This is a genomic window from Alkalihalobacillus deserti (assembly GCF_020734105.1).
Lineage (GTDB): Bacteria > Bacillota > Bacilli > Bacillales > Bacillaceae_D > Halalkalibacter > Halalkalibacter deserti.
Map to the genome: position 1 here is coordinate 42,922 of NZ_JAJAFR010000016.1, position 26,285 is coordinate 69,206.

The 26,285-nt window shown below is 35.2% G+C and carries 25 protein-coding genes and 1 pseudogene; 19 read left to right on the forward strand and 7 right to left on the reverse strand.

Annotated features, from left to right (window positions below):
* The first annotated feature begins 44 nt into the window (after positions 1-44).
* The 5 genes from gatC to rlmD all read left to right on the forward strand — a co-directional run bounded on the left by gatC (position 45) and on the right by rlmD (position 6,616).
* Positions 45-335, forward strand: a complete 291-nt coding sequence (gene gatC, locus LDX58_RS20045; protein WP_227938770.1) for an Asp-tRNA(Asn)/Glu-tRNA(Gln) amidotransferase subunit GatC — start codon at positions 45-47, stop codon at positions 333-335.
* A gap of 18 nt (positions 336-353) precedes the next feature.
* Positions 354-1,811 (forward strand): Asp-tRNA(Asn)/Glu-tRNA(Gln) amidotransferase subunit GatA, encoded by a 1,458-nt coding sequence (gatA, locus tag LDX58_RS20050; protein ID WP_227938772.1) that lies wholly within the window; start codon positions 354-356, stop codon positions 1,809-1,811.
* Between the two features lie 15 nt (positions 1,812-1,826).
* Positions 1,827-3,257 (forward strand): Asp-tRNA(Asn)/Glu-tRNA(Gln) amidotransferase subunit GatB, encoded by a 1,431-nt coding sequence (gene gatB / locus LDX58_RS20055; protein WP_227938774.1) that lies wholly within the window; start codon positions 1,827-1,829, stop codon positions 3,255-3,257.
* A gap of 196 nt (positions 3,258-3,453) precedes the next feature.
* Positions 3,454-4,356 (forward strand): diacylglycerol kinase, encoded by a 903-nt coding sequence (locus LDX58_RS20060; RefSeq protein ID WP_227938776.1) that lies wholly within the window; start codon positions 3,454-3,456, stop codon positions 4,354-4,356.
* A gap of 871 nt (positions 4,357-5,227) precedes the next feature.
* On the forward strand, positions 5,228-6,616 hold the full coding sequence (rlmD, locus tag LDX58_RS20065) for a 23S rRNA (uracil(1939)-C(5))-methyltransferase RlmD (RefSeq protein WP_227938777.1): 1,389 nt from the start codon (positions 5,228-5,230) through the stop codon (positions 6,614-6,616).
* 16 nt (positions 6,617-6,632) lie between these two features.
* On the opposite strand, the gene LDX58_RS20070 is transcribed toward rlmD, so the two are convergent.
* Together LDX58_RS20070 and LDX58_RS20075 are read right to left on the reverse strand one after the other, a co-directional pair.
* On the reverse strand, positions 6,633-8,111 hold the full coding sequence (locus LDX58_RS20070) for a recombinase family protein (protein WP_227938779.1): 1,479 nt from the start codon (positions 8,109-8,111) through the stop codon (positions 6,633-6,635).
* A 344-nt stretch (positions 8,112-8,455) separates the two neighbouring features.
* The gene (locus LDX58_RS20075) at positions 8,456-8,806 is read right to left on the reverse strand and encodes a DUF2200 domain-containing protein (protein WP_227938782.1); all 351 of its coding nucleotides are present in this window, start codon (positions 8,804-8,806) and stop codon (positions 8,456-8,458) included.
* Between the two features lie 285 nt (positions 8,807-9,091).
* Here LDX58_RS20075 and LDX58_RS20080 point away from each other — a divergent pair, with 285 nt between their 5' ends.
* From LDX58_RS20080 to LDX58_RS20105, 6 genes are all read left to right on the forward strand, one after another.
* Positions 9,092-9,574, forward strand: a complete 483-nt coding sequence (locus LDX58_RS20080; protein ID WP_227938783.1) for a DUF2975 domain-containing protein — start codon at positions 9,092-9,094, stop codon at positions 9,572-9,574.
* A gap of 10 nt (positions 9,575-9,584) precedes the next feature.
* Entirely contained in the window at positions 9,585-9,800 is a 216-nt protein-coding gene (locus LDX58_RS20085; protein ID WP_227938785.1) for a helix-turn-helix domain-containing protein, read from the forward strand.
* Positions 9,801-9,846: 46 nt separating this feature from the next.
* Positions 9,847-11,094 (forward strand): DUF4153 domain-containing protein, encoded by a 1,248-nt coding sequence (locus LDX58_RS20090; protein WP_227938787.1) that lies wholly within the window; start codon positions 9,847-9,849, stop codon positions 11,092-11,094.
* Between the two features lie 263 nt (positions 11,095-11,357).
* Positions 11,358-12,332 carry a glycerophosphodiester phosphodiesterase family protein gene (locus LDX58_RS20095; RefSeq protein WP_227938789.1) on the forward strand — a complete coding sequence of 325 codons (975 nt, stop codon included), beginning with the start codon at positions 11,358-11,360 and terminating at the stop codon, positions 12,330-12,332.
* Positions 12,333-12,949: 617 nt separating this feature from the next.
* A complete protein-coding gene (locus LDX58_RS20100) occupies positions 12,950-13,636 on the forward strand; it encodes a response regulator transcription factor (protein ID WP_227938791.1) in 687 nt (228 codons plus the stop codon).
* The gene (locus tag LDX58_RS20105; protein ID WP_227938793.1) at positions 13,623-15,728 is read left to right on the forward strand and encodes a HAMP domain-containing sensor histidine kinase; all 2,106 of its coding nucleotides are present in this window, start codon (positions 13,623-13,625) and stop codon (positions 15,726-15,728) included. Before LDX58_RS20100 ends, LDX58_RS20105 begins: the two co-directional genes overlap by 14 nt.
* 152 nt (positions 15,729-15,880) lie before the next feature.
* Here LDX58_RS20105 and LDX58_RS20110 read toward each other — a convergent pair.
* A pseudogene (locus LDX58_RS20110) lies at positions 15,881-15,980 on the reverse strand (MBL fold metallo-hydrolase); the annotation flags it as partial.
* Positions 15,981-16,553: 573 nt separating this feature from the next.
* On the opposite strand from LDX58_RS20110, the gene LDX58_RS20115 reads away from it, so the two are divergent.
* From LDX58_RS20115 to LDX58_RS20130, 4 genes are read left to right on the forward strand one after another with little or no spacing between them, the layout of a single operon-like run.
* Positions 16,554-17,126, forward strand: coding sequence for an RNA polymerase sigma factor (locus LDX58_RS20115; RefSeq protein ID WP_227938796.1), 573 nt, complete (start codon positions 16,554-16,556; stop codon positions 17,124-17,126).
* Positions 17,098-17,922, forward strand: a complete 825-nt coding sequence (locus LDX58_RS20120; RefSeq protein WP_227938799.1) for a hypothetical protein — start codon at positions 17,098-17,100, stop codon at positions 17,920-17,922. Before LDX58_RS20115 ends, LDX58_RS20120 begins: the two co-directional genes overlap by 29 nt.
* Positions 17,906-18,778 (forward strand): ABC transporter ATP-binding protein, encoded by an 873-nt coding sequence (locus LDX58_RS20125; protein WP_227938801.1) that lies wholly within the window; start codon positions 17,906-17,908, stop codon positions 18,776-18,778. Before LDX58_RS20120 ends, LDX58_RS20125 begins: the two co-directional genes overlap by 17 nt.
* Positions 18,778-19,878, forward strand: a complete 1,101-nt coding sequence (locus LDX58_RS20130) for a hypothetical protein (protein WP_227938803.1) — start codon at positions 18,778-18,780, stop codon at positions 19,876-19,878. Before LDX58_RS20125 ends, LDX58_RS20130 begins: the two co-directional genes overlap by 1 nt.
* Before the next feature lie 310 nt (positions 19,879-20,188).
* On the opposite strand, the gene LDX58_RS20135 is transcribed toward LDX58_RS20130, so the two are convergent.
* Both LDX58_RS20135 and LDX58_RS20140 read right to left on the reverse strand, forming a co-directional pair.
* Complete coding sequence (locus LDX58_RS20135; RefSeq protein WP_227938805.1) at positions 20,189-21,127, reverse strand: DMT family transporter; 939 nt, start codon at positions 21,125-21,127, stop codon at positions 20,189-20,191.
* A gap of 126 nt (positions 21,128-21,253) precedes the next feature.
* The gene (locus LDX58_RS20140) at positions 21,254-21,772 is read right to left on the reverse strand and encodes a prolyl-tRNA synthetase associated domain-containing protein (RefSeq protein WP_227938807.1); all 519 of its coding nucleotides are present in this window, start codon (positions 21,770-21,772) and stop codon (positions 21,254-21,256) included.
* 147 nt (positions 21,773-21,919) lie between these two features.
* Here LDX58_RS20140 and LDX58_RS20145 point away from each other — a divergent pair, with 147 nt between their 5' ends.
* Entirely contained in the window at positions 21,920-22,789 is an 870-nt protein-coding gene (locus tag LDX58_RS20145) for a LysR family transcriptional regulator (RefSeq protein ID WP_227938808.1), read from the forward strand.
* Between the two features lie 457 nt (positions 22,790-23,246).
* Here LDX58_RS20145 and LDX58_RS20150 read toward each other — a convergent pair whose 3' ends face one another.
* Positions 23,247-23,810, reverse strand: a complete 564-nt coding sequence (locus tag LDX58_RS20150) for a cysteine hydrolase family protein (RefSeq protein WP_227938810.1) — start codon at positions 23,808-23,810, stop codon at positions 23,247-23,249.
* A 118-nt stretch (positions 23,811-23,928) separates the two neighbouring features.
* On the opposite strand from LDX58_RS20150, the gene LDX58_RS20155 reads away from it, so the two are divergent.
* From LDX58_RS20155 to LDX58_RS20165, 3 genes are all read left to right on the forward strand, one after another.
* Positions 23,929-24,369 (forward strand): Lrp/AsnC family transcriptional regulator, encoded by a 441-nt coding sequence (locus LDX58_RS20155; RefSeq protein ID WP_227938812.1) that lies wholly within the window; start codon positions 23,929-23,931, stop codon positions 24,367-24,369.
* A 185-nt stretch (positions 24,370-24,554) separates the two neighbouring features.
* Positions 24,555-25,043 carry a MarR family winged helix-turn-helix transcriptional regulator gene (locus tag LDX58_RS20160; RefSeq protein ID WP_227938814.1) on the forward strand — a complete coding sequence of 163 codons (489 nt, stop codon included), beginning with the start codon at positions 24,555-24,557 and terminating at the stop codon, positions 25,041-25,043.
* 96 nt (positions 25,044-25,139) lie between these two features.
* Positions 25,140-25,610, forward strand: coding sequence for a hypothetical protein (locus LDX58_RS20165; protein ID WP_227938820.1), 471 nt, complete (start codon positions 25,140-25,142; stop codon positions 25,608-25,610).
* 330 nt (positions 25,611-25,940) lie between these two features.
* Here the strand turns inward: LDX58_RS20165 and sda are convergent, their stop codons facing one another.
* Positions 25,941-26,120 (reverse strand): sporulation histidine kinase inhibitor Sda, encoded by a 180-nt coding sequence (gene sda / locus LDX58_RS20170; protein ID WP_227938822.1) that lies wholly within the window; start codon positions 26,118-26,120, stop codon positions 25,941-25,943.
* Between the last annotated feature and the right edge of the window lie 165 nt (positions 26,121-26,285).

Sequence of the window (26,285 nt, forward strand, 5' to 3'; positions counted from 1 at the left end):
TAATATTGTCAAAATGCTCGAATTTTTTCGGAGGTGAAGGAGAAATGTCGCGAATCCAAGAGGAACAAGTCAAGCACGTAGCTCATCTAGCTAGACTTGCGATTACAGATGAAGAAGCGAAGATGTTTACAGAACAATTAGATGCGATTATTACATTTGCAGAGCAGCTGAACGAACTAGATACAACAGGTGTAGAACCAACTACACATGTTCTTGATATGAAGAATGTATTACGTGAGGACAAATCAGCAAAAGGACTACCAATTGAAGATGTATTAAAAAATGCACCAGATCATGAAGACGGACAAATCCGTGTACCGTCAATTATAGAATAGTAGGGGAGGACAAGCTTCATGTCTTTATTTGACCATAAGATGTCAGAGCTACATACAATGCTTCTAAACAAAGAAGTGAAAGTCTCTGATCTCGTTGATGAATCATACAAGCGCATTGCTGAAGTAGACGGCAAAGTTAAAGCGTTTGTCACATTAAACGAAGAAAAGGCACGCGCTTATGCGAGTGAGTTGGATGAAGCTCTTAGCTCAAACAGCGAACGCGGTCTTTTATTTGGAATGCCAATCGGAGTGAAAGATAACATCGTAACAAAAAACCTACGGACAACTTGTTCAAGTCGTATTCTAGAGAATTTTGATCCGATTTATGATGCTACTGTTGTGCAAAAGCTAAGAGGCGCTCAAGCAATCACAATTGGTAAGCTGAATATGGACGAATTTGCGATGGGGTCTTCTACAGAGAACTCTGCCCTTCAAGAAACGAGAAATCCTTGGAATCTAGATACGGTACCAGGTGGTTCGAGTGGTGGTTCAGCGGCAGCAGTTGCGGCTGGAGAAGTTCCTTTTTCTTTAGGATCAGACACAGGTGGATCGATTCGTCAGCCAGCTTCGTTTTGTGGTGTCGTTGGATTAAAACCTACATATGGACGAGTATCACGTTACGGATTAGTGGCCTTTGCCTCATCACTTGATCAAATTGGTCCAATCACTCGTAACGTAGAAGATAATGCTTATTTGTTACAAACGATTACAGGCATAGACCCAATGGACTCAACGTCTGCTAATGTCGAAGTACCGGACTTTTTATCTGCTCTTACTGGTGATGTGAAAGGACTAAAAATTGCTGTTCCAAAAGAGTATCTAGGTGAGGGCGTACAAGAAGAAGTAAAGCAATCTGTCCTTGCTTCTTTAAAAGTACTTGAGGATCAAGGTGCTACATGGGAAGAGGTATCTCTACCCCACTCTAAATACGCGCTTGCGACCTATTATTTGATTTCTTCTTCTGAAGCTTCGGCGAACCTTTCTCGCTTTGATGGTGTTCGTTATGGCTACCGTACAGATAACGCAGAAAACCTTCTTGAGATGTATAAGCAGACTCGTGCGGAAGGCTTCGGAAATGAAGTGAAGCGTCGTATCATGCTTGGAACCTTTGCGTTAAGCTCTGGTTATTATGATGCCTACTATAAAAAAGCACAGCAAGTACGTACGTTAATTAAACAAGATTTCGAAAAAGTTTTTGAGGAATACGATGTAATCATTGGACCTACAACGCCAACACCTGCGTTTAAAATCGGCGAAAACACAAAAGACCCATTAACAATGTATGCAAATGACATCTTAACCATTCCAGTTAACCTTGCTGGTGTTCCGGGAATTTCTGTCCCTTGTGGGTTTAAAGATGGCCTTCCACTTGGGTTACAAATTATTGGTAAACATTTTGATGAAAGCACCGTTTATCGTGTGGCACATTCTTTTGAACAAGCAACAGATTATCACACGAAAAAACCGACGTTATAAGGGGGGAGACAAGCGATGAATTTCGAAACCATTATCGGACTTGAGGTCCACGTTGAATTAAAGACAGAATCGAAAATTTTTTCAGCTAGTCCGAACCATTTCGGCTCAGAGCCGAATGCGAATACTAGTGTAATCGATCTTGGATATCCAGGCGTTTTACCAGTATTAAATAAGTCAGCTGTTGAATTCGCAATGAAAGCAGCTATGGCTCTTAATTGTGAAGTAGCCACTGATACCAAATTTGACCGTAAAAACTACTTTTATCCTGATAATCCAAAGGCTTACCAAATCTCTCAGTTTGATAAGCCAATTGGAGAGCATGGTTGGATCGAGATTGAGGTAGATGGCTATAAAAAACGAATTGGAATCACACGTCTTCATTTAGAAGAAGATGCTGGTAAGTTGACTCACTCTGGCAATGGTTATTCCCTTGTAGATTACAATCGTCAAGGGACACCACTAATTGAGATTGTATCTGAGCCTGATATTCGTACACCAGCAGAAGCTTATGCTTATTTAGAGAAGCTAAAAGCGATCGTTCAATACACGGGTGTCTCTGATTGTAAAATGGAAGAGGGCTCACTTCGTTGTGATGCGAATATTTCTCTTCGTCCAGTTGGACAAGAGAAATTCGGAACAAAAGCAGAACTTAAAAACTTGAACTCATTCAACTTTGTACGAAAAGGTCTTGAGTATGAAGAGAAGCGTCAAGAGCAAGTGCTTCTCTCAGGTGGCATTATTGAACAAGAAACACGGCGTTTTGATGAAGCGGCTAACAAAACTGTCCTAATGCGTGTAAAAGAAGGTTCGGATGATTACCGTTACTTTCCAGAGCCGGATCTAGTTGACTTATACATTGATGAAGAATGGAAAGCTCGTATTCGCTCTGAAATTCCTGAGCTTCCAGATGGAAGAAAGAAACGCTATGTCGACGAACTTGGATTACCAGCTTATGATGCAGCGGTCTTAACCTTAACGAAGGAAATGGCTGATTTCTTTGAAGAGACAATTGGACAAGGTGCAGGAGCAAAGCAAGCTTCTAACTGGTTAATGGGTGAAGTATCAGCTTATTTAAATGCTGAACAAAAAGAACTTCAAGAAGTACCTCTTACTCCTAAAGGCTTAGCAGGTATGATCGACCTGATTGAAAAAGGGACAATCTCTTCTAAAATTGCCAAAAAAGTTTTTAAGGAATTGATTGAAAACGGTGGAGAGGCTGAACAAATCGTTAAAGATAAAGGTCTTGTTCAAATCTCTGACGAAGGTGCACTTTTGAAGATGGTGACTGAGGTTCTCGACAACAACGTACAATCGATTGAGGACTATAAAAACGGGAAAGAACGAGCAATTGGCTTCCTCGTTGGTCAAATTATGAAGGCGTCAAAAGGAAAAGCGAATCCTCCATTGGTGAACAAACTGTTGCTTGAGGAAATAGCGAAGCGTTAATTGAGATTGATCAACATGTATAGATTTTAAGCCAACATTAATTAGTGTTATAGATCTGGTTTCTCTAACTATAGAGAAATCAGATTTTTTAGTAGAACGTGTGTATGAGTTTGTGAACAGGGATCTTTTAAGGTACAATAAAACAAGTAGTGACAAAATTTGGAGATAATTACGTTAATAAAGTAGGGGATCTACAATGAAAAGAGCTCGGCTTATTTATAATCCAACGTCTGGGCGTGAACAAATACGGAAAAGTTTAGCTTATATATTAGAGCGACTCGAAAAAGCAGGGTATGAGACTTCGGCACATGCGACAACGGGTGAAGGCTGTGCAAAGCGAGCCGCCCGCAAAGCGGGAGAAAACGGTTATGACTTAGTGATTGCCGCCGGTGGAGATGGAACGATTTTTGAAGTGGTAAATGGTTTAGCCGCCTTAAAAGAAAGACCAAGCCTTGGTCTAATCCCTGCAGGTACGACAAATGATTTTGCTAGAGCTCTTCATATTCCTCGGGATATTCAAAAAGCCTGCGATGTTCTTTGTGGAGATCACTTCGAACCGATTGATATTGGACGAGCTGGTGATCGTTACTTTATCAACATCGCAGCAGGAGGAACGTTAACAGAGTTAACGTATGAAGTTCCTAGTAAGCTGAAGACAGTAGTAGGTCAACTAGCTTATTATATTAAAGGACTTGAAAAACTCCCTCAAGTAACCCCAAGAAAGGTCAAGATTGAATATGACGGAAAGTTATTTGAAGGAGAAATTATGTTGTTTCTTGTTTCCAATACGAATTCGGTAGGTGGATTTGAGAAACTCGCTCCAGATGCTTCATTGCAAGATGGAATGTTTGACTTTATTGTCGTGAAAAAGCTTTCTTTCCCAGAATTTCTACACCTATCTACGTTAGCTCTTAGAGGCGAACATATTCATCATCCGAAAGTCATATATGTTCATGCAAATCGCATTAAAGTAGAGGTTGAAGGCGATATGCAACTAAATTTAGATGGAGAGCATGGTGGGGCATTACCGACTGAATTTGTAAATTTGTATCAACATTTTCAAATGCTGACACCAAAAGATCGTAAGCTACGAAGATAGCTTTTTCTAGATGGAACCTTCCTATTAGTTGTAAGGGGTGCAGTTCTAGGAGAGAAAACGTTAAATACATGACTTAATAACATGGTAATTGGTCGTTTATTTAACAACCAATAACACTATAATTAAACGCTTGGATACAATATCTGAGCGTTCTTTACTATATTAACTTACTTAAAACGCCTGTTCGTTACAGAGAGGTTGATTTCTACTTTGTGTCCGCATAACATTCATATGTGAAACTAACGGACATCAGATACGCTATTTGCTTAAAATCATTACTATTGGTAAGGTTTGAGGACACCAGATCCGTTATCGAATGAAAATCAAAGGAAAATGCCCTTCATACAGACGAATAACGAATCCTGTGTCCGGTAGATCCACAAATAAGCTCTTTCTCACAAAATAACGGAACCTATGTCCGTACATAAACTAAAATCGGTAATTTTTATAAGACAGCTTGTTAAAGTATCATGCTTCGTTAAATAGTTGATACTAGCATATTAACATAAAACCCCATAAATCCTTGGTAACGCCTCTATAAATAGTAGTTAATTAACAGTCGTTTTTACACAAGTTTTAATAAGTGAATAATAGATATTAGCACTTTACCTTGCTAATTCTTATGTTAAAAACTAAAAAATGCTGATATAACAAGGAAAAGAAGAAGACAAAATCTTATTCGATTTGGTCTTAAAATAGGTGTTATTTTGTGATTTTCTCTCCTGAAACTGAACCCGTTACTATTAGTGGAGGGTTCTTTTTTCTAAGAACAAGAAAGAAAGACGAGCTCTCTAATACGTCGACATTTCGAGTAATTCTTTGATTGTGGTACAATAACAAAACGAATAGACCTAAAAGGACGGAATTGAGAATGAAACAACAAGTACCGGTTAAAAAAAATGATCAGCTTCAGGTAACGATTGAAGATTTAACACATGAAGGAGCTGGAGTTGCAAAAGTAAATGGCTACACATTATTTGTTCCCCAAGCTTTACCAGGGGAAACAGTTAAAATTAAAGTAGTGAAAACGAATAAAGGCTATGGCTTTGCTCGCTTACTTGAAATACAAGAGGCGAGTGAACATCGTGTTGAACCACCTTGTCCGATCTATCATCAGTGCGGCGGTTGTCAAATTCAACATTTAAGCTATGAGGCTCAGCTAGTCTCGAAACAAAAGCAAGTGAGAGACGTATTAGAACGAATTGGCAGTCTTATAGAAGTAACCGTTCATCCTACAATGGGAATGGAAAATCCTTGGCGTTATCGGAACAAAGCACAAGTGCCAGTTGGTGAAGAAGGCGGCCTTGTCATTGCAGGGTTTTATCAAGAACGAAGCCATCGCATTATTGATATGAATGAATGCTTGATTCAACATGAAGACAATGATCAAATCATCCGAGTCGTTAAAAAGATTGCCAATAAACACGGAATTCGTGGCTATGATGAAGAAAAGCATCGTGGAATCTTAAGACATGTGGTGGCACGCATTGGGAAGATTACTAATGAAGTTATGGTCGTCTTAGTGACAAGAGGAAAAGAACTCCCAAACAAAAAAGCGATCATCGATGAAATCCTAGCTGAAGTGCCAAACGTAAAATCAATTGTTCAAAACATCAATACGAAACGAACCAATGTTATTTTTGGTGATAAAACCATCGTTCTATGGGGCGATGAATACATCCATGATTATATAGGTGATATTAAATTTGCGATATCAGCTCGTTCCTTCTATCAAGTTAACCCTGAACAAACCAAAGTACTCTATGATCAAGCGCTGAAATATGCAGAATTAACAGGTCAGGAAACGGTCATTGATGCTTATTGCGGAATTGGAACCATCTCACTATTCCTAGCTCAAAAAGCAAAGCATGTCTATGGTGTAGAAATAGTCCCTGATGCGATTGCTGATGCCAAGCGAAATGCTAAGTTAAACGGCTTTACGAATGTTGATTTTGCTGTTGGAGAAGCAGAGAAGGTCATGCCGTGGTGGTATGCACAAGGAATACGTGCAGATGTAGTCGTCGTTGATCCCCCTCGAAAAGGTTGCGACCAAGAACTGCTAGAAACGATTCTATCGATGAAGCCGGAGCGCGTGGTTTATGTATCCTGCAATCCAGCTACCTTAGCAAGGGATTTGAAAATCTTAGAGGCTGGTGGGTATAAGACGAAGGAAGTACAACCGGTGGATATGTTTCCGCATTCGACCCACGTTGAGTGCGTCTCGCAGATAGTTTTAAAAGAAGCAGAATCCCCAAAATAGGGGATTCCTGCTGTGTTTATTTGATTTTTGGAGCTGAAAACCGATAGTGGATTATAGGCGCTCCATCAGCTTTTACTTCAATACGATTAATTAAACGATGTAAAATCTCTGGTTTTAACTCATCAAAGTTTAGAAAATGAAGTAATTCTTGTTTTAACAACTCGATGTTATCCACTGTTTTTTCACTTGCCATTGCTGTAAGTAAATCGGTCTTTTTCTCGACTAACTCTTTAATTTCAATATTATTAACTTCAACAATTTCGCGGTATTCCTCTTGAGTAATAATCTCTTCGGCTAACATATTAATGTATTTTCTTTTTAGACCCTTTATTATATTGACTTGGTTCTCAACTTTATCGAGTTGCTTTTGAAGGCTTTGCTTCGATTTCTTTGATTGAGCTTCTAACTGCTTAACGTATCGCTCTTGATAAATTTCTTTTACTAACTTTTGAATGTCAGTTAATACAGTATCTGTGAGTAAATCTTCTTTAATTGAATGACTACTACATGCCTTTTTACCGTGCCGTGCATAATTTCCACATACATAACCCTTTCGGTTACTACGGTACCACATTCCTTTTCCGCAATCAGAGCAGAATAGAACATTCGTAAAAAGATGTTTCTTTGGTGCCGTTATAAACTTAGTGCGAATTTTCAATTGCTGCTGGACCGCATCAAACACATCCCGTGGGATTATGGCTTCATGCGTATCTTTAACGATAATTTGATTTTCCTGTTCAACTTGTCTCCTTTTCTTACTTGTAACACTGACAGTAGTTGAACGATTTTGTACTAAGTCCCCAACGTAATGAGGATTAGTAAGAATAAGCTTAATGGTTGAATCATTCCATTTATCTCCTGCATTCTTTTTACCAGCTAAATCAGCTGGTGTTGAAATGCCTTCATTGTACAGCCTTCTTGCGATACTTTGTCTACCACTTCCAGCTAGATACTCTTCAAAGATCCTTTTTACAATACTAGAGGTAATATCATCTCTAACATACAGTGTTCCTTCTCGAACCTCATATCCATATGGGGGATTAGAACCCTTGAAAAGCCCTTTTTTGGCTCTAGTTCGTAAGGTCTCTTTCACCCGATTCGATGTATTTTGAGATTCCTGTTCATACATCCAGGCATATAAACCAAACATGTTAGTGTTACCTGTCAAAGTATTAATCGCATTATCTAAAGTGATGATATGGATCCCTTGATTCTCGCAAAGGTTTTTAATTTTGTAGGATAGTTCTCCATTGCGGGCTAGACGAGAAAGTTCTTTAGCTAAGATGATATCGAACTTTTTTGCCTGAGCCTCTTCAATCATCTTTTGAAGGTTTTTTCTTTTTCCCGTAGTTCCTGTCTGGACATCCACATAAAATTCATATATGTCCCATCCTTTTTCTTCAACATACCTGTAAAAAAGCTCCTTTTGGTATTTTAACGATGCTTTTTGCTCCTCTTTATCAGTCGAAACTCGAATGTATATTGCACATCTCATTCTTACATCATTTCCTTTATGAGTAATTTGAGATGTAGCAGTGTTTACCTTAATAACATTATGGACAGGACAGCTAAAATTATAAGGTACCTTGATTCATAAGTTGAAACATTAAGTAAAAGTATTTTTTATATTCTATAATCGGTCCAGATTGTGGAGTAGCTATTCATTACGTAGTAGACGGATACTGCGCAGCAAACAACTTCACTTTCAAGTGCCTTTGTGAATGAGTGTAGTTTTGTATATTAATCCAGAGTAGAAATATTTAAATTTTGGGGATTGGGTAATTTTGAGTATTCAACAAAAAAACACTAACCTTTATAAATGGAATCTGTGTTTCTTTGTTATTTCCGCAAAATCTTCTCTAGCGCTTTTCCTTTTGCTAACTCATCGATAAGTTTGTCCAAATAGCGAATTTCCTGCATAGTTGGTTCTTCGATGTCTTCCACTTGGACACCGCAGACTACATCTTTGATCAAAGCCCTCGAAGGATTCAGTTGAGGAGCTTCCGCAAAGAAGGTTTCAAAGTCTGTCTGTTTTTCCAGTTGTGCTTCTAACTCTTCCTGGTTATACCCTGTCAACCAATGGGTGATTTCATCGACTTCTGTTTTGGAACGTCCTTTTTTCTCCGCCTTCGTAACATAATGGGGATAGACACTTGTGACACTCATTCTATAGATCTTATGTTTGGCCATGATACACCCTCCCTTATAGGGTTTTCTTTATTATAGTACAAAAATATGCGGGTTCAAACGAAGTACCAGTCAATTAATTATGGACTAAACCCTTACCAATCTGATGTATAAGTTATAAAATTTAACAATTTAAAGTAGAGCGTTTTTTTGAATGAAGAATGCTTTTTATTTGTGCAGAAACAAAACCTAATAATAAAAATTTCATTAAATTTAATAAATATTTATTGTAAAACGATAAAAAATATATTAAAATCAAAATCAAAACAAATAAGTGAGGTGCTTTAAATGGAAAAAGTTACAACGTTGTTTTTAAAAATAGCGGTTATTCTTTTAGGAGTCCCAGTTCTCGGTCTGTGCATCTTTTTGGTGCCTGAGCTGGCAAATCTTTCAGCAAAATTGCTTCCAGAGTTTGCTTTTATAAAATATTTTGCTTTCATCGTTTTTGATGGATCGGCGATACCTTTTTACTTTGCTTTGTATCAGGCTTTCAAACTCTTACGCTATATTGACAAAAATAAAGCTTTCTCTGATTTATCTGTAAAAGCTTTAAAGAAAATCAAATACTGTGCAATCACAATCAGTATTTTACATGTGCTAGTTTTACCGCTCTTCTATATTTTTGCGGAAATAGACGATGCACCAGGAGTTATCTTTGTCGGATTGGCTGTTCCTTTCGCTTCGCTGGTTATCGCAGTCTTTGCTGCTGTTCTCCAAAAACTATTACAAGAAGCAATAGATATTAAATCAGAAAATGATTTAATAGTGTGAGGTGTAAACAATGGCAATTATAATTAATATTGACGTAATGCTTGCGAAAAGGAAAATGAGCGTAACAGAGCTTTCGGAGAGGGTTGGGATAACGATGGCCAACCTTTCTATATTGAAAAATGGAAAGGCAAAAGCAATTCGATTATCTACTTTAGAGGCAATTTGTAAGGCTTTAGAGTGTCAGCCTGGAGATGTTTTAGAATACAAAAGTGACGAAGACAGTTAATCAATGTGGAGAAAACTTACTGTACAGTATTAGAGGAGGTTTAACGATGGAATTTAACAATTCGATTATTGAAAACATTGCTAACCCTTATGAACTTGAGAGACTATATAGACAAGACCCAAAAGCTTTTAAAAATTCATTCTTACAAGCATGGGAACAAAATCCTGATTCTCAGATTCTTGGCGTTTGGTATGAAAGATTGCATTTCAAGGAGACAGCAAATACAGAAAAATCTCCCTTGCTTCGAAAAGATTTCATTTTTATGGGCATTTTAGCCATTCTGGCAGGGTTAAGCACCAGGATCATTTTCCATTATGTCGAACAGGAAGTAATTACTCCAATTAACCTGGCTTTTGGTATAATGCCCTTTATTGCTGGCTATTTTGTTTACAAAAATACCCCAAACAAAAGTGTTATTTATTCTCTTGTAGCGTTGTTCCTAATTTCTGGGATTTATCTTAATATGCTGCCATTAAATTATAAAGACAGTATTATTCTTGCTTATTTACACCTACCAATATTCTTATGGGTATTGGTAGGGCTTGCATTTACAGGAAATGAATATTCAAAAGGGAGTACTAGATTAGCCTATATCAAATTTAATTTGGAATATGGTATTCTCTACGCTAGCATGGCTGTTAGTGGAATGGTGCTGGCAGCATTAACCATGCAGCTATTCAGCTTTATTGGCTTGGATATAGAAGGTTTTTATTTTAGTAATGTCGTTTTATTTGGTGCTGCCGCTCTCGCTATTGTTGCTGCATACCTGGTCTCAATAAATCTTAAACTTGCTAAGAATATTACACCATATATAGCTAAGATTTTTAGTCCTCTTGTCCTGATCACATTGTTGGTCTATCTTATAACGGTTATATGGGTAGGAAAAAATCCATTCTTGGATCGTAATTTCCTCATAGTCTTCAATGGGATACTTCTTGGTGTATTGGCGGTTACCATATTTTCCATTACTGAAAGCGACTCAGACAAGAAAAAGAACATTTCAGATTATATAAATTTTGCCTTAATTGTTCTTGCGCTTATCATTGACAGCGTGGCTCTATCAGCCATCGTTTTCAGACTTTCTTCATATGGGATTACCCCTAATAGACTTGCTGTTTTAGGAGTAAACATACTGATTTGGGCAAATCTAATTTGGATCATGGTCTCCTATATGCGTTTTCTAAAAAAAAATTCCGGACCTTCAACTATCCAAGATGCTATTACTAAATATTTGCCGGTCTACGGACTTTGGGCAGCTTTCGTTACATTTTTATTTCCTATCATTTTTAATTAGAAAGGCGCTGTAAATGTAACGAACGACAAGCTAACCATTCTATAATGGACACAATCCTTAGAGCCAGAGTCGACACTATGCAGCTTTTTATACAGAGCTGCATAGTTTTGGTTTACTTTTTTTACTAAAGTTAAAGCGGATATTTAAACTAGTATTGTCGGTAGAATTTGCATCAGAAGCTTGTTGAAGTAACATGGGAGAGTAGTTAAAAAGTTATTTTTCCTATTGAAACATGCAGTTAAATGTAGCATATGGAGGAAAGTATGAAGTTAAAACGAAATATTAAAAGGTTTTTTATTTTTCTATTTATTTTAGTAGCTTTTATGTACCTAAATAACACATCATTATTTACAAAAGATAGTAATAGAGACCCTTTATTACTGGCACATCGTGGATTGGCACAGACTTTCGATATGAAAGGAATAACTGGGGAAACATGTACAGCAGAGAGAATTTTCGAACCTGACCATCCATTTATAGAAAATACAATACCTTCAATGGAAGCAGCTTTTAAGGCAGGAGCCGATATTGTAGAGTTTGATGTTCAACTCACAAAAGACGGAGAGTTTGCTGTTTTTCATGATTGGACACTAGAGTGTAGAACAAATGGAGAAGGAATAACAAGGGAGCATACTATTCAAGAACTAAAACAGTTAGATATTGGTTATGGCTATACGGCTAATAACGGAGAAACTTATCCTTTCCGTGGCAAAGGAATAGGACTTATGCCTACACTTGAAGAAGTGTTGTCGCATTTTCCTGAACAATCTTTTTTAATTCATATTAAAAGTAATGGCCCAAATGAAGGCGAGCATTTGTCTAACTATCTCACAAAGGTTCCAGATAGTCGGTTAAAAAACCTTTCAGTTTATGGTGGCGACAAGCCGATTTTGTCTCTGAAAGAAAAACTACCTGAACTTCGTGTCATGTCAAAAGAAACGATGAAAAGTTGCCTACTTCCATACATAGCAGTTGGTTGGACAGGATATGTACCGTCAGCGTGCGGAAACGCACAATTACACATTCTAGAAAAAATTGCACCATATTTATGGGGATTTCCAAGCAAATTTCTAGACAGAATGGAGGATGCTAATACAAGAGTAATTCTCGTAGCGGGCGATGGTGGATGGTCAGAAGGTTTTGATAAAAAGCAAGACTTAGAACGCCTTCCTAAAAATTACACAGGTGGTATATGGACTAATCGTATTGATATTATAGCCCCTATTTTAGAAGAATAATTATCGTGCAAGTTAAACGACTGGATTGTTCTATGTAGAAATGTATAAACTAACAAAAGAAAGTCAATTTACTGCATAGTACAACGATACTAGTAACGGGATATAAATTTTAAAAGACGGTCACTTTAAAGTGATCGTCTTTCTTATTTGACTAAATACCATGTAATAAAATTTTTTTTAATAAAGGGATTGTAGAGGTATGTATAAAGAAACCCTTTTGCCAAAAGTGTAGGATTATAGGGGAATCCCACCATTGGTGGGTATTGAAATTTGTAGAGCTACATTATAAAGTTTTCAAAAAGAACAAAATACCTTATCAGTAACAAAATGATAGGTCTATTCGTAAAAAATATCTCTTAGATATTAATAATGTTTTATGATAATGGAATAAAAATACCAAACCTTGTTTGGTGTTTTTACTATACATAACTTGCTTTTTGATTAATTAAAATAAGTATAACTTACAGGGGTCCGACTTATAGTTAAACTTCATTTAAGACACTAAGAAAATCTTAAGAATTTCATAAAGTATATATTAAGATTTTGTTGATATCATTCCCTTAGTACTTTAAAGAGGTGATATCGAATGTCGAAAATCAAAATTAGGAGGAACTTACATGAACATATTGGTTTGTGATGATGATAAAGCAATTGTAGATGCAATAGGGATCTACTTAGAAAATGAAGGCTATAAAATATTCAAAGCTTTTAATGGAATTGAAGCAATTAAAATAATTAAAGATCATGAGATTCATCTCATTATCATTGATATTATGATGCCTAAAATGGATGGTATCAGAGCTACCAAGAAGATTAGAGAAGAAAATAATATACCTTTAATCCTTCTTTCTGCAAAATCAGAGGATTCAGATAAAATCTTAGGATTAAATTTTGGAGCAGATGACTATATCACCAAGCCATATAATCCCTTGGAATTGATAGCAAGAGTTAAGTCACAGCTGAGAAGATATACAGCACTAGGAGGTCTTGAAACTAGGAGTAGTGTATACCGGACAGGGGGACTTATGATCGATGATGATAGTAAAACAATCACAGTCGATGATGATGAAGTTCACCTTACACCCGTGCAATATAAGATACTATTACTTCTGAGCGCAAATGCGGGAAAAGTATTCTCGATTGAGGAGATCTACGAGAAGGTATGGAATGAAGCGGCTCATAGTCCTGAAAATACCGTAACCGTTCATATAAGAAAAATCAGAGAAAAAATAGAAATCAATCCGAAAGAACCAAAATATTTGAAAGTAGTGTGGGGAGTTGGATATAAAGTTGAAAAATTATAGCTATTTATTTATAACGAAAATCGTAGTTTTTATGATTGCAATTATCTGTTTGACGGGTGTCATGAAAGCAGTCGTAGAAGTAGAAATTGAAAATGATGCGGAATTTAGCAACGCGGTGGAAGATCATTATTTTCAAAGTTGGTCATATGTACAGGGAAGTGAAAAACTAGTCCGTAACCTCACAACCCTTATAGAGGAATATAAGAGTGAGGAACATATCTTAAATGGCGGAACGATTGGTGAAGATGAGTGGAGGAGTGTAGAAGAAAATTTATTTTCAGATTACTATCACCGTTCTAGAAGTGATAATCCTGAGTTAAGTAATGAGGAAAGTTATGAGATGTTTAAACAGGAAAATTATGAGATGTTTAAACAAGAATATGAAGATGAATTAGCCAAGGCAAAAGAAAAGATGATAAAGGATGATTTAAAAGAATATCACATGCTCATGCAAAACCTAGAAGAGAGTAAGGGACCATTATTTTATGCAAGTGATGGTACAAATGTGTTCACAAACACGACTATGATAGAAAAACAGCAGTTTGAAACCTATCCTTCTTTTATTGTATTTGAAAATTACAAACAAGAGATTTTTCCAAAGGAAATAAAAGAAGAAAATGATTATTTAAATCGGTTAACACGACACTTTGATAGATTGAACCCAGAGAACACGGTGTTTTATCTTGCCTTCCCAGAAGAATTTTTAGAGTCTGAAATAAAAGAATGGCAAGAAAACAAAGCGATTGCCACAAAAAACTTGTATAAATTAGTAGGATTTTTGGCAGGATTTATTCTTTCATTTTCCTATCTTGTCGTCGTCATAGGAAAAAAGTCATTTCAGGATCAAGAGTTACACTTACACGCAATAGATAAACTATACAATGATATAAAAATAGTGATGTGTATACTACTTATACCTATTTGGATTTTGTTGGTAGAGGAGGCCTCTAATAGTATTGAAATATTCCTCATACCAATAACGGTTCCTATTGCCATTGTTGGTTTAGTACTAGTACTAGTACTGTCACTCGTGAAGCATATCAAAAAGAAGACATTTTTCAAGCATACATTGATCTTTAGCCTAATCTATAAGATAGTTTCATTTGTAGGAGATGTATATAGAAGTGGTAATGTCGGCGTTAAAACGGTGCTGATCGTCATCGGTTATCCGATATTGATTGCTTTGACGTTCTTCATGTTCCCGGTAACTATTGGTATAGCAGCTTGGTTTGCCTTTAAAAAGATCAAGACCTTTAAGGCGTTACAGGAAGGCGTGGAAACAGTAAAGGATGGAAATCTTCATCATCGAATAGAAGTGAGTGGAAACGGAGAGTTTGGAAGGCTTGCATCCAATATTAACAGCATTACGGATGGTTTGAAAAAAGCAGTTGATAGTGAACTTAAAAGTGAGCGGTTAAAAACGGAACTGATCACTAATGTATCCCATGATATAAGAACTCCGTTAACTTCTATTATCACTTATGTTGACTTATTAAAACAGGAGAAGGACTCATTGAGGGTAGAAGAATATATTGAAGTATTAGATCAAAAATCGAAAAGGCTAAAAGTATTGACAGAAGATTTATTTGAAGCAGCAAAGGCTTCTAGTGGAAATATCCCAGTTCATTACGAGAAAATTGATATCGTATCTTTGGTAACCCAGGGGCTAGGGGAAGTGAATGATAAAATTCAAACCATGGATTTAGACTTTAAGATGAACTATCCAGAGAATAAGGTCTATATTTCAGCAGATGGAAAATTATTGTGGCGGTCTGTAGAGAACTTATTATCGAATATATTTAAATATGCAGCAGAAGGGTCGAGAGTATATATAGATATCGAGGATTTAGATAACGAAGTACTTCTCACCTTCAAAAATATTTCAGCAACTGAGTTAAATATCTCAGCAGACGAATTAATGGAGCGTTTTAAAAGAGGAGACGAATCCAGAACGAGCCAAGGCAGTGGATTAGGCCTGTCCATCGCAAAAAATCTTATTGAAATCCAAAAGGGGAGATTTAACATCCACGTTGACGGAGATTTATTTAAGGCTAGTATCTCCTTACCTAAGTATAAATATAGTAATGAGTAATTACAGAAAAACAAACAAAGCTCGATAGCTTTTCTTTTGTTCAAGAGCGGGATAGTTAAGTATTAAATAAAAAAGTGGGTGTAGACTAGGACATATTAATGAAAAACAGGCAGAAATGGTAGAGCATTTCTGCCTGTTTTAACTTTTTGAAATTAATATGATTCTCCATCATTTGGTACTAAAACATTAGAAGAAATTTTTTTTTTGATTCGTAAAGCTTTTTAATTCTTCTCTAGATAATGTCCAGTGGTTAGTTTAATAATAAGAATTGTGACTCATTTCTTTAGGAGATGGGTCTTTTTTTGACTGAACGGAGAATTTTGGAAAACAAAAAAAGTTTAAAATTATTATAAAGAATTTCAGTTATGCTAATGGGGGTTGTTTTGAAGAAGAGCAACTAACAAAACAAAGATATTTACTTCGCAGTACAAAAATACTGGTAACTAAATATACGTTTTAAAGGCGATCACTATCTCTTTTTTAGTGATCGTTTTTCGTATTAGACCATTACTGTGCAACAATCGGGCCATATTGTGGAAGATCAATCCCGAAGAAATTTGGATACTTATGTTAAAATATAGAATAGATTATGGAGGAAAAATCAAAAAGTAAAATCGTAACAAATATTTTTTAGAGGAGCTAATTTATATTGGCTCCTCTTTTTTTTAGCGATCTTTGTAATAGATATTTCTTTTAAGAAGGAAAAATAATTCTCATACCAATTTCATTTTTAAAGGTTTTTATCAGTTATTTGAACATTATAAAATTATGCAGGATTAAATCTTTTTTTATTTAATTTCGTCTTAATTGGGTGAGGTGATGAAAGTGCCTGATGACCAAGAGCTAATAGAAGAAATATTAGGCGGTAGTCAAGCTGCGATGGAGGTGTTAACGAGAAAGTATTACAAATCCATCTATGCTTTTATCTACCGTAAAGTGGGCGACAAGGAAACCGCATATGACTTAACTCAAGAAGTATTTATAAAAGTCATACAAAGAATACAATCGTATTCGCATAAAGGAACATTCAAAAGCTGGCTATTCTCAATTGCCATTAATCATTGCAGGGATTACTGGGGAAGTGCGTATTACAGGCATACCTCTCAGAAAACAGAGTTACCTGAGACATTAGAAAGTGGCGAGAAAAGTATTCCTTATATTTTTGAACGGAAAGTGATGAGAGAACAAGTGAGATTAGCTCTAGCTAGCCTACCTGATTATCAGAAGGAGGCTCTAATTCTGAAATATTTTCACCACATGAAAATAAAAGAAATTTCTAAAGTGACAAACACTAGTGTTCCTACAGTTAAATCCAGACTGAAACAAGGGCTGAATAAATTAGCCAAACTTTTGAGAAGAGGTGAGGTAGATGAGCAAGAAAAAAATGGACAAGACTGAATTTGAATATGATATGGATTATGATCCGGAACTGGACGAACTCGAACGAGAAATAGGGCTTTTGTTAGATGAATACGATGTGGAGTATCCTAGTGAGTCAGAAATGATGATGACCATTGATGCTATTAGACCTTATGTTCCTGTTAAAGAAAGCAAATGGAAAAATCGTTTTGAGGGCATGTCTGCTATTATGAAGCAATCCATAATTGAGTTCTTTTATATGAGCCCTATATTTTGGTTTTCAAATAGTTTATTTCTCCTTATAGGTCTTTCTGCTGTTCTTTTATCTGAAATAAATCCCTATGTGATTTTATTGTTACTTGGACCAATTCCTACAATCACTGGTTTGTTGGAAGTGATAAAGAGAATGAATGCTGGAATGGCTGAGCTCGAGGTGACTTTTAAATATAGTTTACAGGAGATTATCCTATCTAAAATGGTTGTAGTAGGTGGGTTTAACTTGATCATTAATTTATTTTTAACGTTCAGTACATCTTTTTTCTATCAAGATGTAGTGATTTGGAAATTGATGCTTTATTGGATTACACCTTTCACTGTAATCACAGCAATTTCATTTGTCATTGTTAGTAGATTTAGGCATGTATATGCAGTAACAGCGGGGCTTGCGGTTTGGATTGTCTTTGGTAGCATGATTAGCCAATCAAAATTGGTTGAAAGAATAGAAAGTATTCCAATAGTAGTTCATATTTTAGTGTCTTTGATTGCTGCGATAGTTGTCATTATTCAATTGAATCGAATTTATAAAAGAGGTGTTAACTATGAACTTAACCATTGATAAGGTTTCTAAAAATTTTGGAAACAAAAAGGCTTTAAATGAAATAAATTTAGAATTAACTACTGGGGTATACGGTATTCTTGGGGCGAATGGTTCAGGGAAAACAACGTTAATGCGAATTCTTGCTAGCGTGACAAAACCTAGCTCTGGAAAAGTGTTTTTGGATGGTCAAGATATTGTTAGAATGGATCATCAATATCGAGAGTTAATCGGATATTTACCACAACATGTAGGATTGTACAAAAATTTCTCAGCCGATAAGTTTTTGAAATATATCGCTTCTGTAAAAGGGTTGTCGAAAAAGAAGGCACAAGAAAAGGTAAATGAAGTATTAGCTCTAGTCGGATTAACCGATGATCGCAATGTAAAAGTGGGTAAATTCTCTGGAGGAATGAAGCGACGGGTTGGCATTGCTCAGGCGTTATTAAACGATCCCAAGATTTTAATTGTAGATGAGCCAACAGCAGGACTTGATCCAAAAGAAAGAATTCGATTTAGAAATTTACTATCTAAAATATCGACAAACCGAATCGTATTATTATCCACTCATATTGTATCGGATATTGAGGTTATTGCAAAAGAAATTTTAGTCCTAAAAAATGGTCGGTTAATTGAAAAAGAAACTCCACAAAAATTATTAAAAGGGATTGAAGATAAAGTGTGGACGGCTTTTGTAAGTGAAGCAGAAATTTCGAACTTTCAATCCAAGTATAAAGTAGGAAATATTGCTCGTGCTCAGGAAAAATTCCAATTGCGAATTATAAGCGATTCAAAACCCCATGTGGATGCAAAAAATGAGGTTCCAAACTTAGAAGACCTATATCTTTATTATTTAGATGGAGAGGTGATCGTATAATGCAACTTTTGAAATTTGAATTATATAAAATTTTTAAACAAAAAAGTATCTGGATTACACTCATTATTCTATTAGGCATGTCTTATCTAATTTTGGATTATCCTTATGATCCAAATGTAGAAAAAGAGTTATATAAGAAGTGGGAGGGTCCTATTACGGAGGAAAAAGTTAAACTGGCTGAAAGTGAATATGAAGTTTTGCAGTCAAAAGGAACACAACATAGTGTAGATCCAGGAGATAATTACACTGATACTAAATTTATAGAGCCGCAAATTCTTGAAAAAATTATGATGGTAGATACGATAAAAAATAGTGTTACACAAAGGTTAAACGAACTAGAAGGCGAAAACAGTGTAAAAGCGAATGTGGAAAAGAATATGTTGGAAAAAATAAACCTCAATTATTTTTCCTATTTTACAGGACCTTCGCAAATAGTTATTTTTGTAGCAGACGGTGGTTTCATGGTTCTTGGAGTTATGCTGCTACTTGGATTGTCCCCAATATATTCTAATGAATATAGTTCGAATGTTGATAATTATATATTCAGTTCCAAAAAAGGTAGAAAATCGTTAGCTTGGGCAAAAATGGGTGCATCGCTTATTTATACTCTAATTGTTGTTTTTGTATGGGAAATGTTTAGTTTGCTAATGAATTTCCTCCAACACGGGAATGATGGTTGGAGCACACCGATTCAATTCTTAACGGCTCCTTATTATAGGGATTCTCCGTATTCTTTTACAGCATTAGAGTACCATTTCGTTCAATTAGGTATACATTTATTAGCAGCATTCGCCTTTGCGTTATTGATTGTATTAATTTCGTCTATTAGTAAAAATTCATTAATCGCCTTTTTTGTTTCATTATCTATTTTCGCAGTACCCATAATCATAGATGGTGTTCAGTGGTTAGAAACGATTCTAGCATTTTCTTACACTGAAGTTTTGAGAGTACAATTTTTATTTAATGAATTTAAAACAGTTGACGTCTTTGGATATCCGATTTCATACCCTGTTTTCGCTTGTTTAATAATGATTATGTTACTACTGATTTCCATTAAGACTGTTTTACAAATAATTAAGCATAAAGAAATCACGTCGTAAAAATCACGGAACTTATATTACGAGATGCCAAATATAATCCTCTCCTAGTTATTACGTTATCGGGCGCTTTTATTGAATAAGCAAAAATAAAACAGCTTTATTTACTGCGTAGTACAAATATACTGAGAAAAATTCAAAGAGACGATCATTTATATTAAGTAATCGTCTCTTTAACAATTACTGCTCCACAAAAGTTTTCTATATTAAAAGAATGTGCTTGAAGTGCTGCGTCTTTTACTAATAGTGATAGTTGATCTGCGTAAGGTAAGAGATAAGAACCTCCAATTGTTAATACTGAAAAAAATTGATATTATCCTATACTCTTTTGTGTATTATTAATCCGATTATGCTTTTTCGCCCATAGTTTTTCAATATAACCTGTTCCAGATAGAACTCCAGCTACAATAAACACAAATCCAATTAATTGTGAAGCTGTAATGGTTTCATTTAAGAAAAGTGCGGAGAACACAAGACCAAAAAAAGGAACAAAGTTATTAAATATGGCTGTTTTTCCTGCTCCTATCTGCTGGATCGCTGCATAAAAAACTATATACCCCACACCTGTTGCCACTACCCCTGACACAATAAATAAAAAGTAAATAAAGAAAGTGGCTGAAGTCATTTCGTTGAATCCTTTAGGTTCAGTTATAAAACTAATAATCAACAAACCTATTGAACCTAATAAATACATTATTGTTGTTACCTGTTTGGAATCGAGAGTTGCTGTTGCCTTTTTTACAAAAATAAAACTAATGGCTTGGACGAACATTGCAATAAATAAAATCAATTCTCCTTGAGACAATTGCATATTACTGAATGAACCACCTTGAATAAAAAAGACACCAGTTAATGCAAGGATAAATCCTATGATTCGTAATTTTGTTAATTGTTCACCTAAAAAGAGGACGGCAAGTATTGCTGTTGTAAGTGGTACTAATGATAGAATTAAAGAAGCATTCGAAGCATCAATAATTGTTAAGCCTATTGCTATAAGCGAGTGATGTAGAATGACACCAAAAACACACCCGAGTAGTGTATAAATCCATTCTCTTTTCGATAAACGACGAAATGATTTTCCAAGAACAATTATGATCAATGCCGTAATCCCAGCCATCATAATTCGAAATGCCGTCATGGTTTGTGGAGGTAAATGTTCCACCAATACTTTAATTAAAACCATATTAAGTCCCCAAATAGCTGTGACAAAAAATACTAAACCATAGATTAGTAATAATCGCTTTTGATCCACAAACTTCCCTCCTTTGAACCTTTTAGTTTTCATCGTCTACTCCTAATAATCTCGAAACTGCTTATATTTCGCATAGAATTAACCTGTTATTAAATAAAGTAATGAATCACCATTCTTTTTCCGAATTTAGACTTCGATTACTGTCGGAATGTGCTTTGCATAGGTTAGGAAGTTATTGACGATCAGCTTTGTTTTGACCTTCATATATCCGGTTGTCGTTCCATCGCTACATCCATACCACTCTTCCCAAAGCACATCCCTATCAAAAACAACCTGCACAAGATTTTCCTTGTCCATTAAAACGCCAAATACAGTAGCAGCACCGATTTTTACGCCAAGAATACTTTCCATTAGTTCCGCCGGAGCAAAGGATACGCGTGAAATGTCGAGTGCATTGCTAAAATCTTTTGATTTGAATGGCTTATCAGCGGTGGTTATAAATAAATAAAACTTTGTCTTTTTACTATTGCAGAGCAACAGCGTTTTTACCATTTTCATATCCAATTTTTGATTGATCTCGATACAGTCCTCCATTGATATGGCTTCATCTGTGGTCACTCGTTTAAATGAAATCTGTAACTTTGTCAATGATTCGTAGACCATTTCTTGTAGCGGAGACTTATAGCTATCTGGTACTTTTTCCATAATATCACTCACAAAAAACATCTTTATATCCCTAGCCTTTCCTAACTTGAATTTTTGATAGTAATAACATATCATGTTCACATGTATTACAAAAACGAATTTTCGTCATGATACGCATGACAAAAACAGATGGAAAAGGAAACGAGTATGAATATCCAAAAATATGTGGCGTTTGTAAAAGTAGTAGAATTGGGTAGCTTTACAAAAGCTGCTCAAAGCTTAGACTATACACAGTCGGGGATCAGCCGTATGATCAACGATTTAGAAACGGAATGGGGGGTTTCCCTTTTTGAAAGAGGACGTGCCGGTATTAATTTAACCTCTGATGGCTTAAAGTTACTGCCCCAATTAAAGAGAATATGTAATGAGCATGAAATCTTAATGACTCAGATCGAAGACTTACACGATATAAAGACTGGGGTGATTCGTATTGGGACATTTTCTAGCGTAGCAACCCATTGGCTTCCTAATATGATTAGAATTTTTAAGAAGGATTACCCAAAAATCGATTTTGAACTTCTGCTTGGTGATTATACAGAAATTGAAAGTTGGATTCTAAATGGACGTGTTGATTTTGGATTTGTGCGACTTCCATCAAAACCAGATTTAGATACTATCTTTGTGGAGCAAGACCGTTTGCTGGTCGTGATGCCGTTAAATCATCCTCTTGCTAATTGTGAAAGGTTTCCAATCAATGACTTATTGAATAGTCCGTTTATGCTACTGGAAAAGGGAGCAAAAGCAGAAATCTCTGAAATTTTTGAGATGCACCAAATTTCACCCCAAGTTAATTTTACAACATGGGATGATTATGCCATTATGTCTATGGTGGAAAACGGACTAGGAATCAGTATATTACCAGAATTGATCTTGAAGCGTATTCCTCACAAGATTATAGCGAAAGAGCTTGAAATTCCTGCTTTTAGAAATATTGGTATAGCTACAAGGGACCAAAAATCACTTTCCCTTGCGTCCAAGGAATTTTTAGAATATTTATCATATAGGAACATTGAGTGAATAAGTATGATGAATCAAAATGTAAAATACACATGACAGTCAGTTTGAAATATTTGAAATCATGGTTAGCGACTGTACTCTAGTCCGGACCTTTTAAAATACTCAAAAAAGGATTCAGACAGGTAAGAATGCATGTTTTTTCGCATTTTCAACTATTCAGGAATAGAAGCTAATGTTGAATAATCAAGCCGAAAAAACAACAGATCTATTTGCTACGTAGTACAACCATACTGTTTAAAAATTACCTACCTAAGAGACGATTACGCTCAGTGTGATCGTCTTTTCGTATTTGACCTATACTGCGCAGCAAATGACTTCATTTTATTCGAGTTTGTGAAAGATGTACTTAAGTTAATGAGTTTAGTTGAATAGAGACTTTATTTATTGGCTTAAACATCAGCAAAAAAGGAAGATTGTTATCAAAACAAACTCCCTTTCATATTAATTTTTTGCTTTTTTAGTTCTTGTTAGCTACTTGTTGAATGAAATCCTCGGTCGAAATAACATTGGCATATATTCCATTAAGTGCGCTAATGAATGCATAATGAACCTGTTCTGCTGGCACTATCTTACCTTGGTAAGCTAAGTCTGTTGTCGTACAAGCATCTTCTATAAGTGTAGATTCAAAACCTAGCTCCATTGCTGCTCTGACTGTGGCATCCACACACATATGCGTCATCATACCTACAATCACTAGCTTGGTCACTCCGTTTTCTTTTAATTTGCTTTCTAAATCAGTATTGAAGAAGCTGTTAGGTGTATGTTTTATGATAATATTCTCTTCTTCTATTGGTAATACAGCCTCATTTATTTTTACTCCCTCAGTATTTGGAAGAAAGAAGCCTATCCCTTCATCATCCGAAATATGCTGGACATGAAAAATATTATCTTTGTTATTCTGCCTAAACCATTCAAGAATTTCACCTGCATTATTAGCTACTTTTACTGGATTGCTTAATTCCATTTTTCCGTTTGGAAAATAGTCGTTTTGAATATCAATAATAATTAAAGCAGTGCTCATTTTTTTCACCTCATTAAAATATTTAATATAATATAATGATAAATAATATCTTGATTTTAATCGATACTTTGATGAAACACTTCTATATCAATTAATTTCATAGTGAAAGGAATTTTTTATGGAACTTGATAATATCGATTTTCAGATCCTTCGGTTACTATCCGAAAATTCCCGTGTTCAATGGAAGGACTTAGGAGAACAGATTCATATGACTGGGCAAGCAGTAGGGAATCGTATTAAAAAACTTGAGGAAAATGGTGTAATTAAAGCCTATTCCTTAATCATTAATGAAATGAAATTAGGACTTCCTTATACGGCGTTTGTCATTATGCATATGAAAACAGCAAATCATGATTCGTTTATTGGTTTTATTAATGAGAGGAATGAGGTAGTGGAAGCTCACCGAATATCTGGGGAAGGTTGTTACCTTTTAAAAATAAAAATTAAATCCCAAGAAGAACTAAATATTTTTCTTAATAAACTTCTCGAACATGGAAATTATAGTTTAAACCTATCTATACAAGAGATAAAACAACGTCATCCGCTGACTGCTACATAACAATATGAATCTTAATGAAAATACAGATTGTTATGAATTATACTTGAGCTAAAGGGTGCTTAAGTTAAAAAAATTCTAACAAAACATAATCGTTTGCTGCGGAGTACAACGATTATGTATGAAATCTTAATTTCTGCACACTATTACTTGTAAATACAATTGTACTTACAAGGGATGGGTGAGTTATGAATTTATTGCTTAAACAAAATCTTCTTTTAATGATAAGAGCTTTATACTTCTGTGCGGAAGAACAGTGGGCTAATCTAGGAGAGAAATATAAGATTTCACCAGCACAACAACATATCTTATTTTTACTTGTTAGTAATAATAAACTTACCCCAACAGAAATAAGCCAGTTGGGATGTTGGCACATTTCTACAGTGACAAGATTATTGAAACCATTACACTCACACGGGTTAGTTGATATATCTAGGGATAGAAATAAACCAAAATTTAAAAATGTAACAATTACTTTAAAGGGTATTGAATTGTTTAATGAGTTAGTTACCTCGGTACAACAAATGGAAACATTCCCTTTAGATACGGCTCATCTTACTAGTGAAGAACTTGATGCTTTTTTACAAGTTGGACAACAAATTTTAAAGGCTCATAAAGGAGAGAGTTTTAATAGCAAGGTTATAAATGCAAAAGTAAAGGGGATAAAATATGTATAAATGAGAACATTGAGCAAGTCGAGATACGGCATAAAAAAGAAGAAGATCCTGTTTATTCATCAATAACTTATTTTACAAAAAGGAGGAATATCTTTAATGGTATCTTTTATTCGAATCGGAATGTTTGCTATATCCTGGTTATCAATTGTTTTTTTGCCCAAAAATTCCTTCAAAAGATATTTACCTGTAGCCAATTTGGCAATAAGCTTGCCATTGATACTAAGTATGTTTGCTGTTCCTTACAAATTATGGAGAGTTGAAAAAGGATTTAATGATAAAATTTTCAATGATTTAAGCATAATTTTAGGACCATTTTTTACCGGTACCTTATGGATATTCCATTTCACCTTTGGTAAGTTTCGGTTATATTTACTAGCTAATATCATCATGGACTTTTTGCTTGCTTATCCTATATGCTACATTTTGCAAAAACTTAAGCTTTTTAAATTGGATAACTTCAGACCAATTCACATTTCTAGTACATATGTTTTATATTCAATTATTATTTATAGCTACCAATTATTCTTAGAGAATCCGAAGAATAAACTTAAAAGTTGGATTTATTGAAGTGAATTATTGTAGGATTCTCTTCATTTATTGCTTGCAGGATAGGACACCTTGTGGTCTGACTTCCCTGTCAAAAACAATGACTTTAGCCTTTCAAGACCAATCATGCCCACAGAGGTTCCAAGTCAAGTCCTTAAAAGCTTATCTATGGTTACATGTAAACATAGATAAAAGGTGTAAAAAGCCCACCACTACCATCATTGTGGGGGCTTCCATTACATGGTTAGACATATCTATTCGCGAGATGTTTGTTCATTGGATACAACCATGTATTTTAATGGTATCCAGTAAATGTAAATGTTATTCGTGTATGATACCGCTTACTAAAGGTCAATCCATAATAAGTGAAAAATTATAACGATCAATAGCTGGTGTTTTTATTAGTTCTTTAGATAGACCTCTTTCTTCGATCTCCTCTTTTAAGATTGAAATAAATTCTATATCTAAGTTTTGTTTAATGGCTTCGGAGTAGGATTCTAATAGAGACTCATCACTTAACAAATCTAACACATGCTTCCCTCCTTTTACCTATCTACTTACATATAATTATCTTTGTTTTAAACTGGCATGGTAGTCATACGTAATATTTTAACTATTTAAGACGTATTAATAAACCGAATTAGTAAAATTAATTTATTAAATTTTCGACAAAATATACATGGATTATCTATTTAT

Excerpts from the sequence above, each read along its gene's own strand:
- gatC (WP_227938770.1), top strand. The coding sequence starts at position 45 with ATGTCGCGAATCCAAGAGGAACAAGTCAAGCACGTAGCTCATCTAGCT.
- gatA (WP_227938772.1), top strand. The coding sequence starts at position 354 with ATGTCTTTATTTGACCATAAGATGTCAGAGCTACATACAATGCTTCTA.
- gatB (WP_227938774.1), top strand. The coding sequence starts at position 1,827 with ATGAATTTCGAAACCATTATCGGACTTGAGGTCCACGTTGAATTAAAG.
- LDX58_RS20060 (WP_227938776.1), top strand. The coding sequence starts at position 3,454 with ATGAAAAGAGCTCGGCTTATTTATAATCCAACGTCTGGGCGTGAACAA.
- rlmD (WP_227938777.1), top strand. The coding sequence starts at position 5,228 with ATGAAACAACAAGTACCGGTTAAAAAAAATGATCAGCTTCAGGTAACG.
- LDX58_RS20070 (WP_227938779.1), bottom strand. The coding sequence starts at position 8,111 with ATGAGATGTGCAATATACATTCGAGTTTCGACTGATAAAGAGGAGCAA.
- LDX58_RS20075 (WP_227938782.1), bottom strand. The coding sequence starts at position 8,806 with ATGGCCAAACATAAGATCTATAGAATGAGTGTCACAAGTGTCTATCCC.
- LDX58_RS20080 (WP_227938783.1), top strand. The coding sequence starts at position 9,092 with ATGGAAAAAGTTACAACGTTGTTTTTAAAAATAGCGGTTATTCTTTTA.
- LDX58_RS20085 (WP_227938785.1), top strand. The coding sequence starts at position 9,585 with ATGGCAATTATAATTAATATTGACGTAATGCTTGCGAAAAGGAAAATG.
- LDX58_RS20090 (WP_227938787.1), top strand. The coding sequence starts at position 9,847 with ATGGAATTTAACAATTCGATTATTGAAAACATTGCTAACCCTTATGAA.
- LDX58_RS20095 (WP_227938789.1), top strand. The coding sequence starts at position 11,358 with ATGAAGTTAAAACGAAATATTAAAAGGTTTTTTATTTTTCTATTTATT.
- LDX58_RS20100 (WP_227938791.1), top strand. The coding sequence starts at position 12,950 with ATGAACATATTGGTTTGTGATGATGATAAAGCAATTGTAGATGCAATA.
- LDX58_RS20120 (WP_227938799.1), top strand. The coding sequence starts at position 17,098 with ATGAGCAAGAAAAAAATGGACAAGACTGAATTTGAATATGATATGGAT.
- LDX58_RS20125 (WP_227938801.1), top strand. The coding sequence starts at position 17,906 with ATGAACTTAACCATTGATAAGGTTTCTAAAAATTTTGGAAACAAAAAG.
- LDX58_RS20130 (WP_227938803.1), top strand. The coding sequence starts at position 18,778 with ATGCAACTTTTGAAATTTGAATTATATAAAATTTTTAAACAAAAAAGT.
- LDX58_RS20140 (WP_227938807.1), bottom strand. The coding sequence starts at position 21,772 with ATGGAAAAAGTACCAGATAGCTATAAGTCTCCGCTACAAGAAATGGTC.
- LDX58_RS20145 (WP_227938808.1), top strand. The coding sequence starts at position 21,920 with ATGAATATCCAAAAATATGTGGCGTTTGTAAAAGTAGTAGAATTGGGT.
- LDX58_RS20150 (WP_227938810.1), bottom strand. The coding sequence starts at position 23,810 with ATGAGCACTGCTTTAATTATTATTGATATTCAAAACGACTATTTTCCA.
- LDX58_RS20155 (WP_227938812.1), top strand. The coding sequence starts at position 23,929 with ATGGAACTTGATAATATCGATTTTCAGATCCTTCGGTTACTATCCGAA.
- LDX58_RS20160 (WP_227938814.1), top strand. The coding sequence starts at position 24,555 with ATGAATTTATTGCTTAAACAAAATCTTCTTTTAATGATAAGAGCTTTA.
- LDX58_RS20165 (WP_227938820.1), top strand. The coding sequence starts at position 25,140 with ATGGTATCTTTTATTCGAATCGGAATGTTTGCTATATCCTGGTTATCA.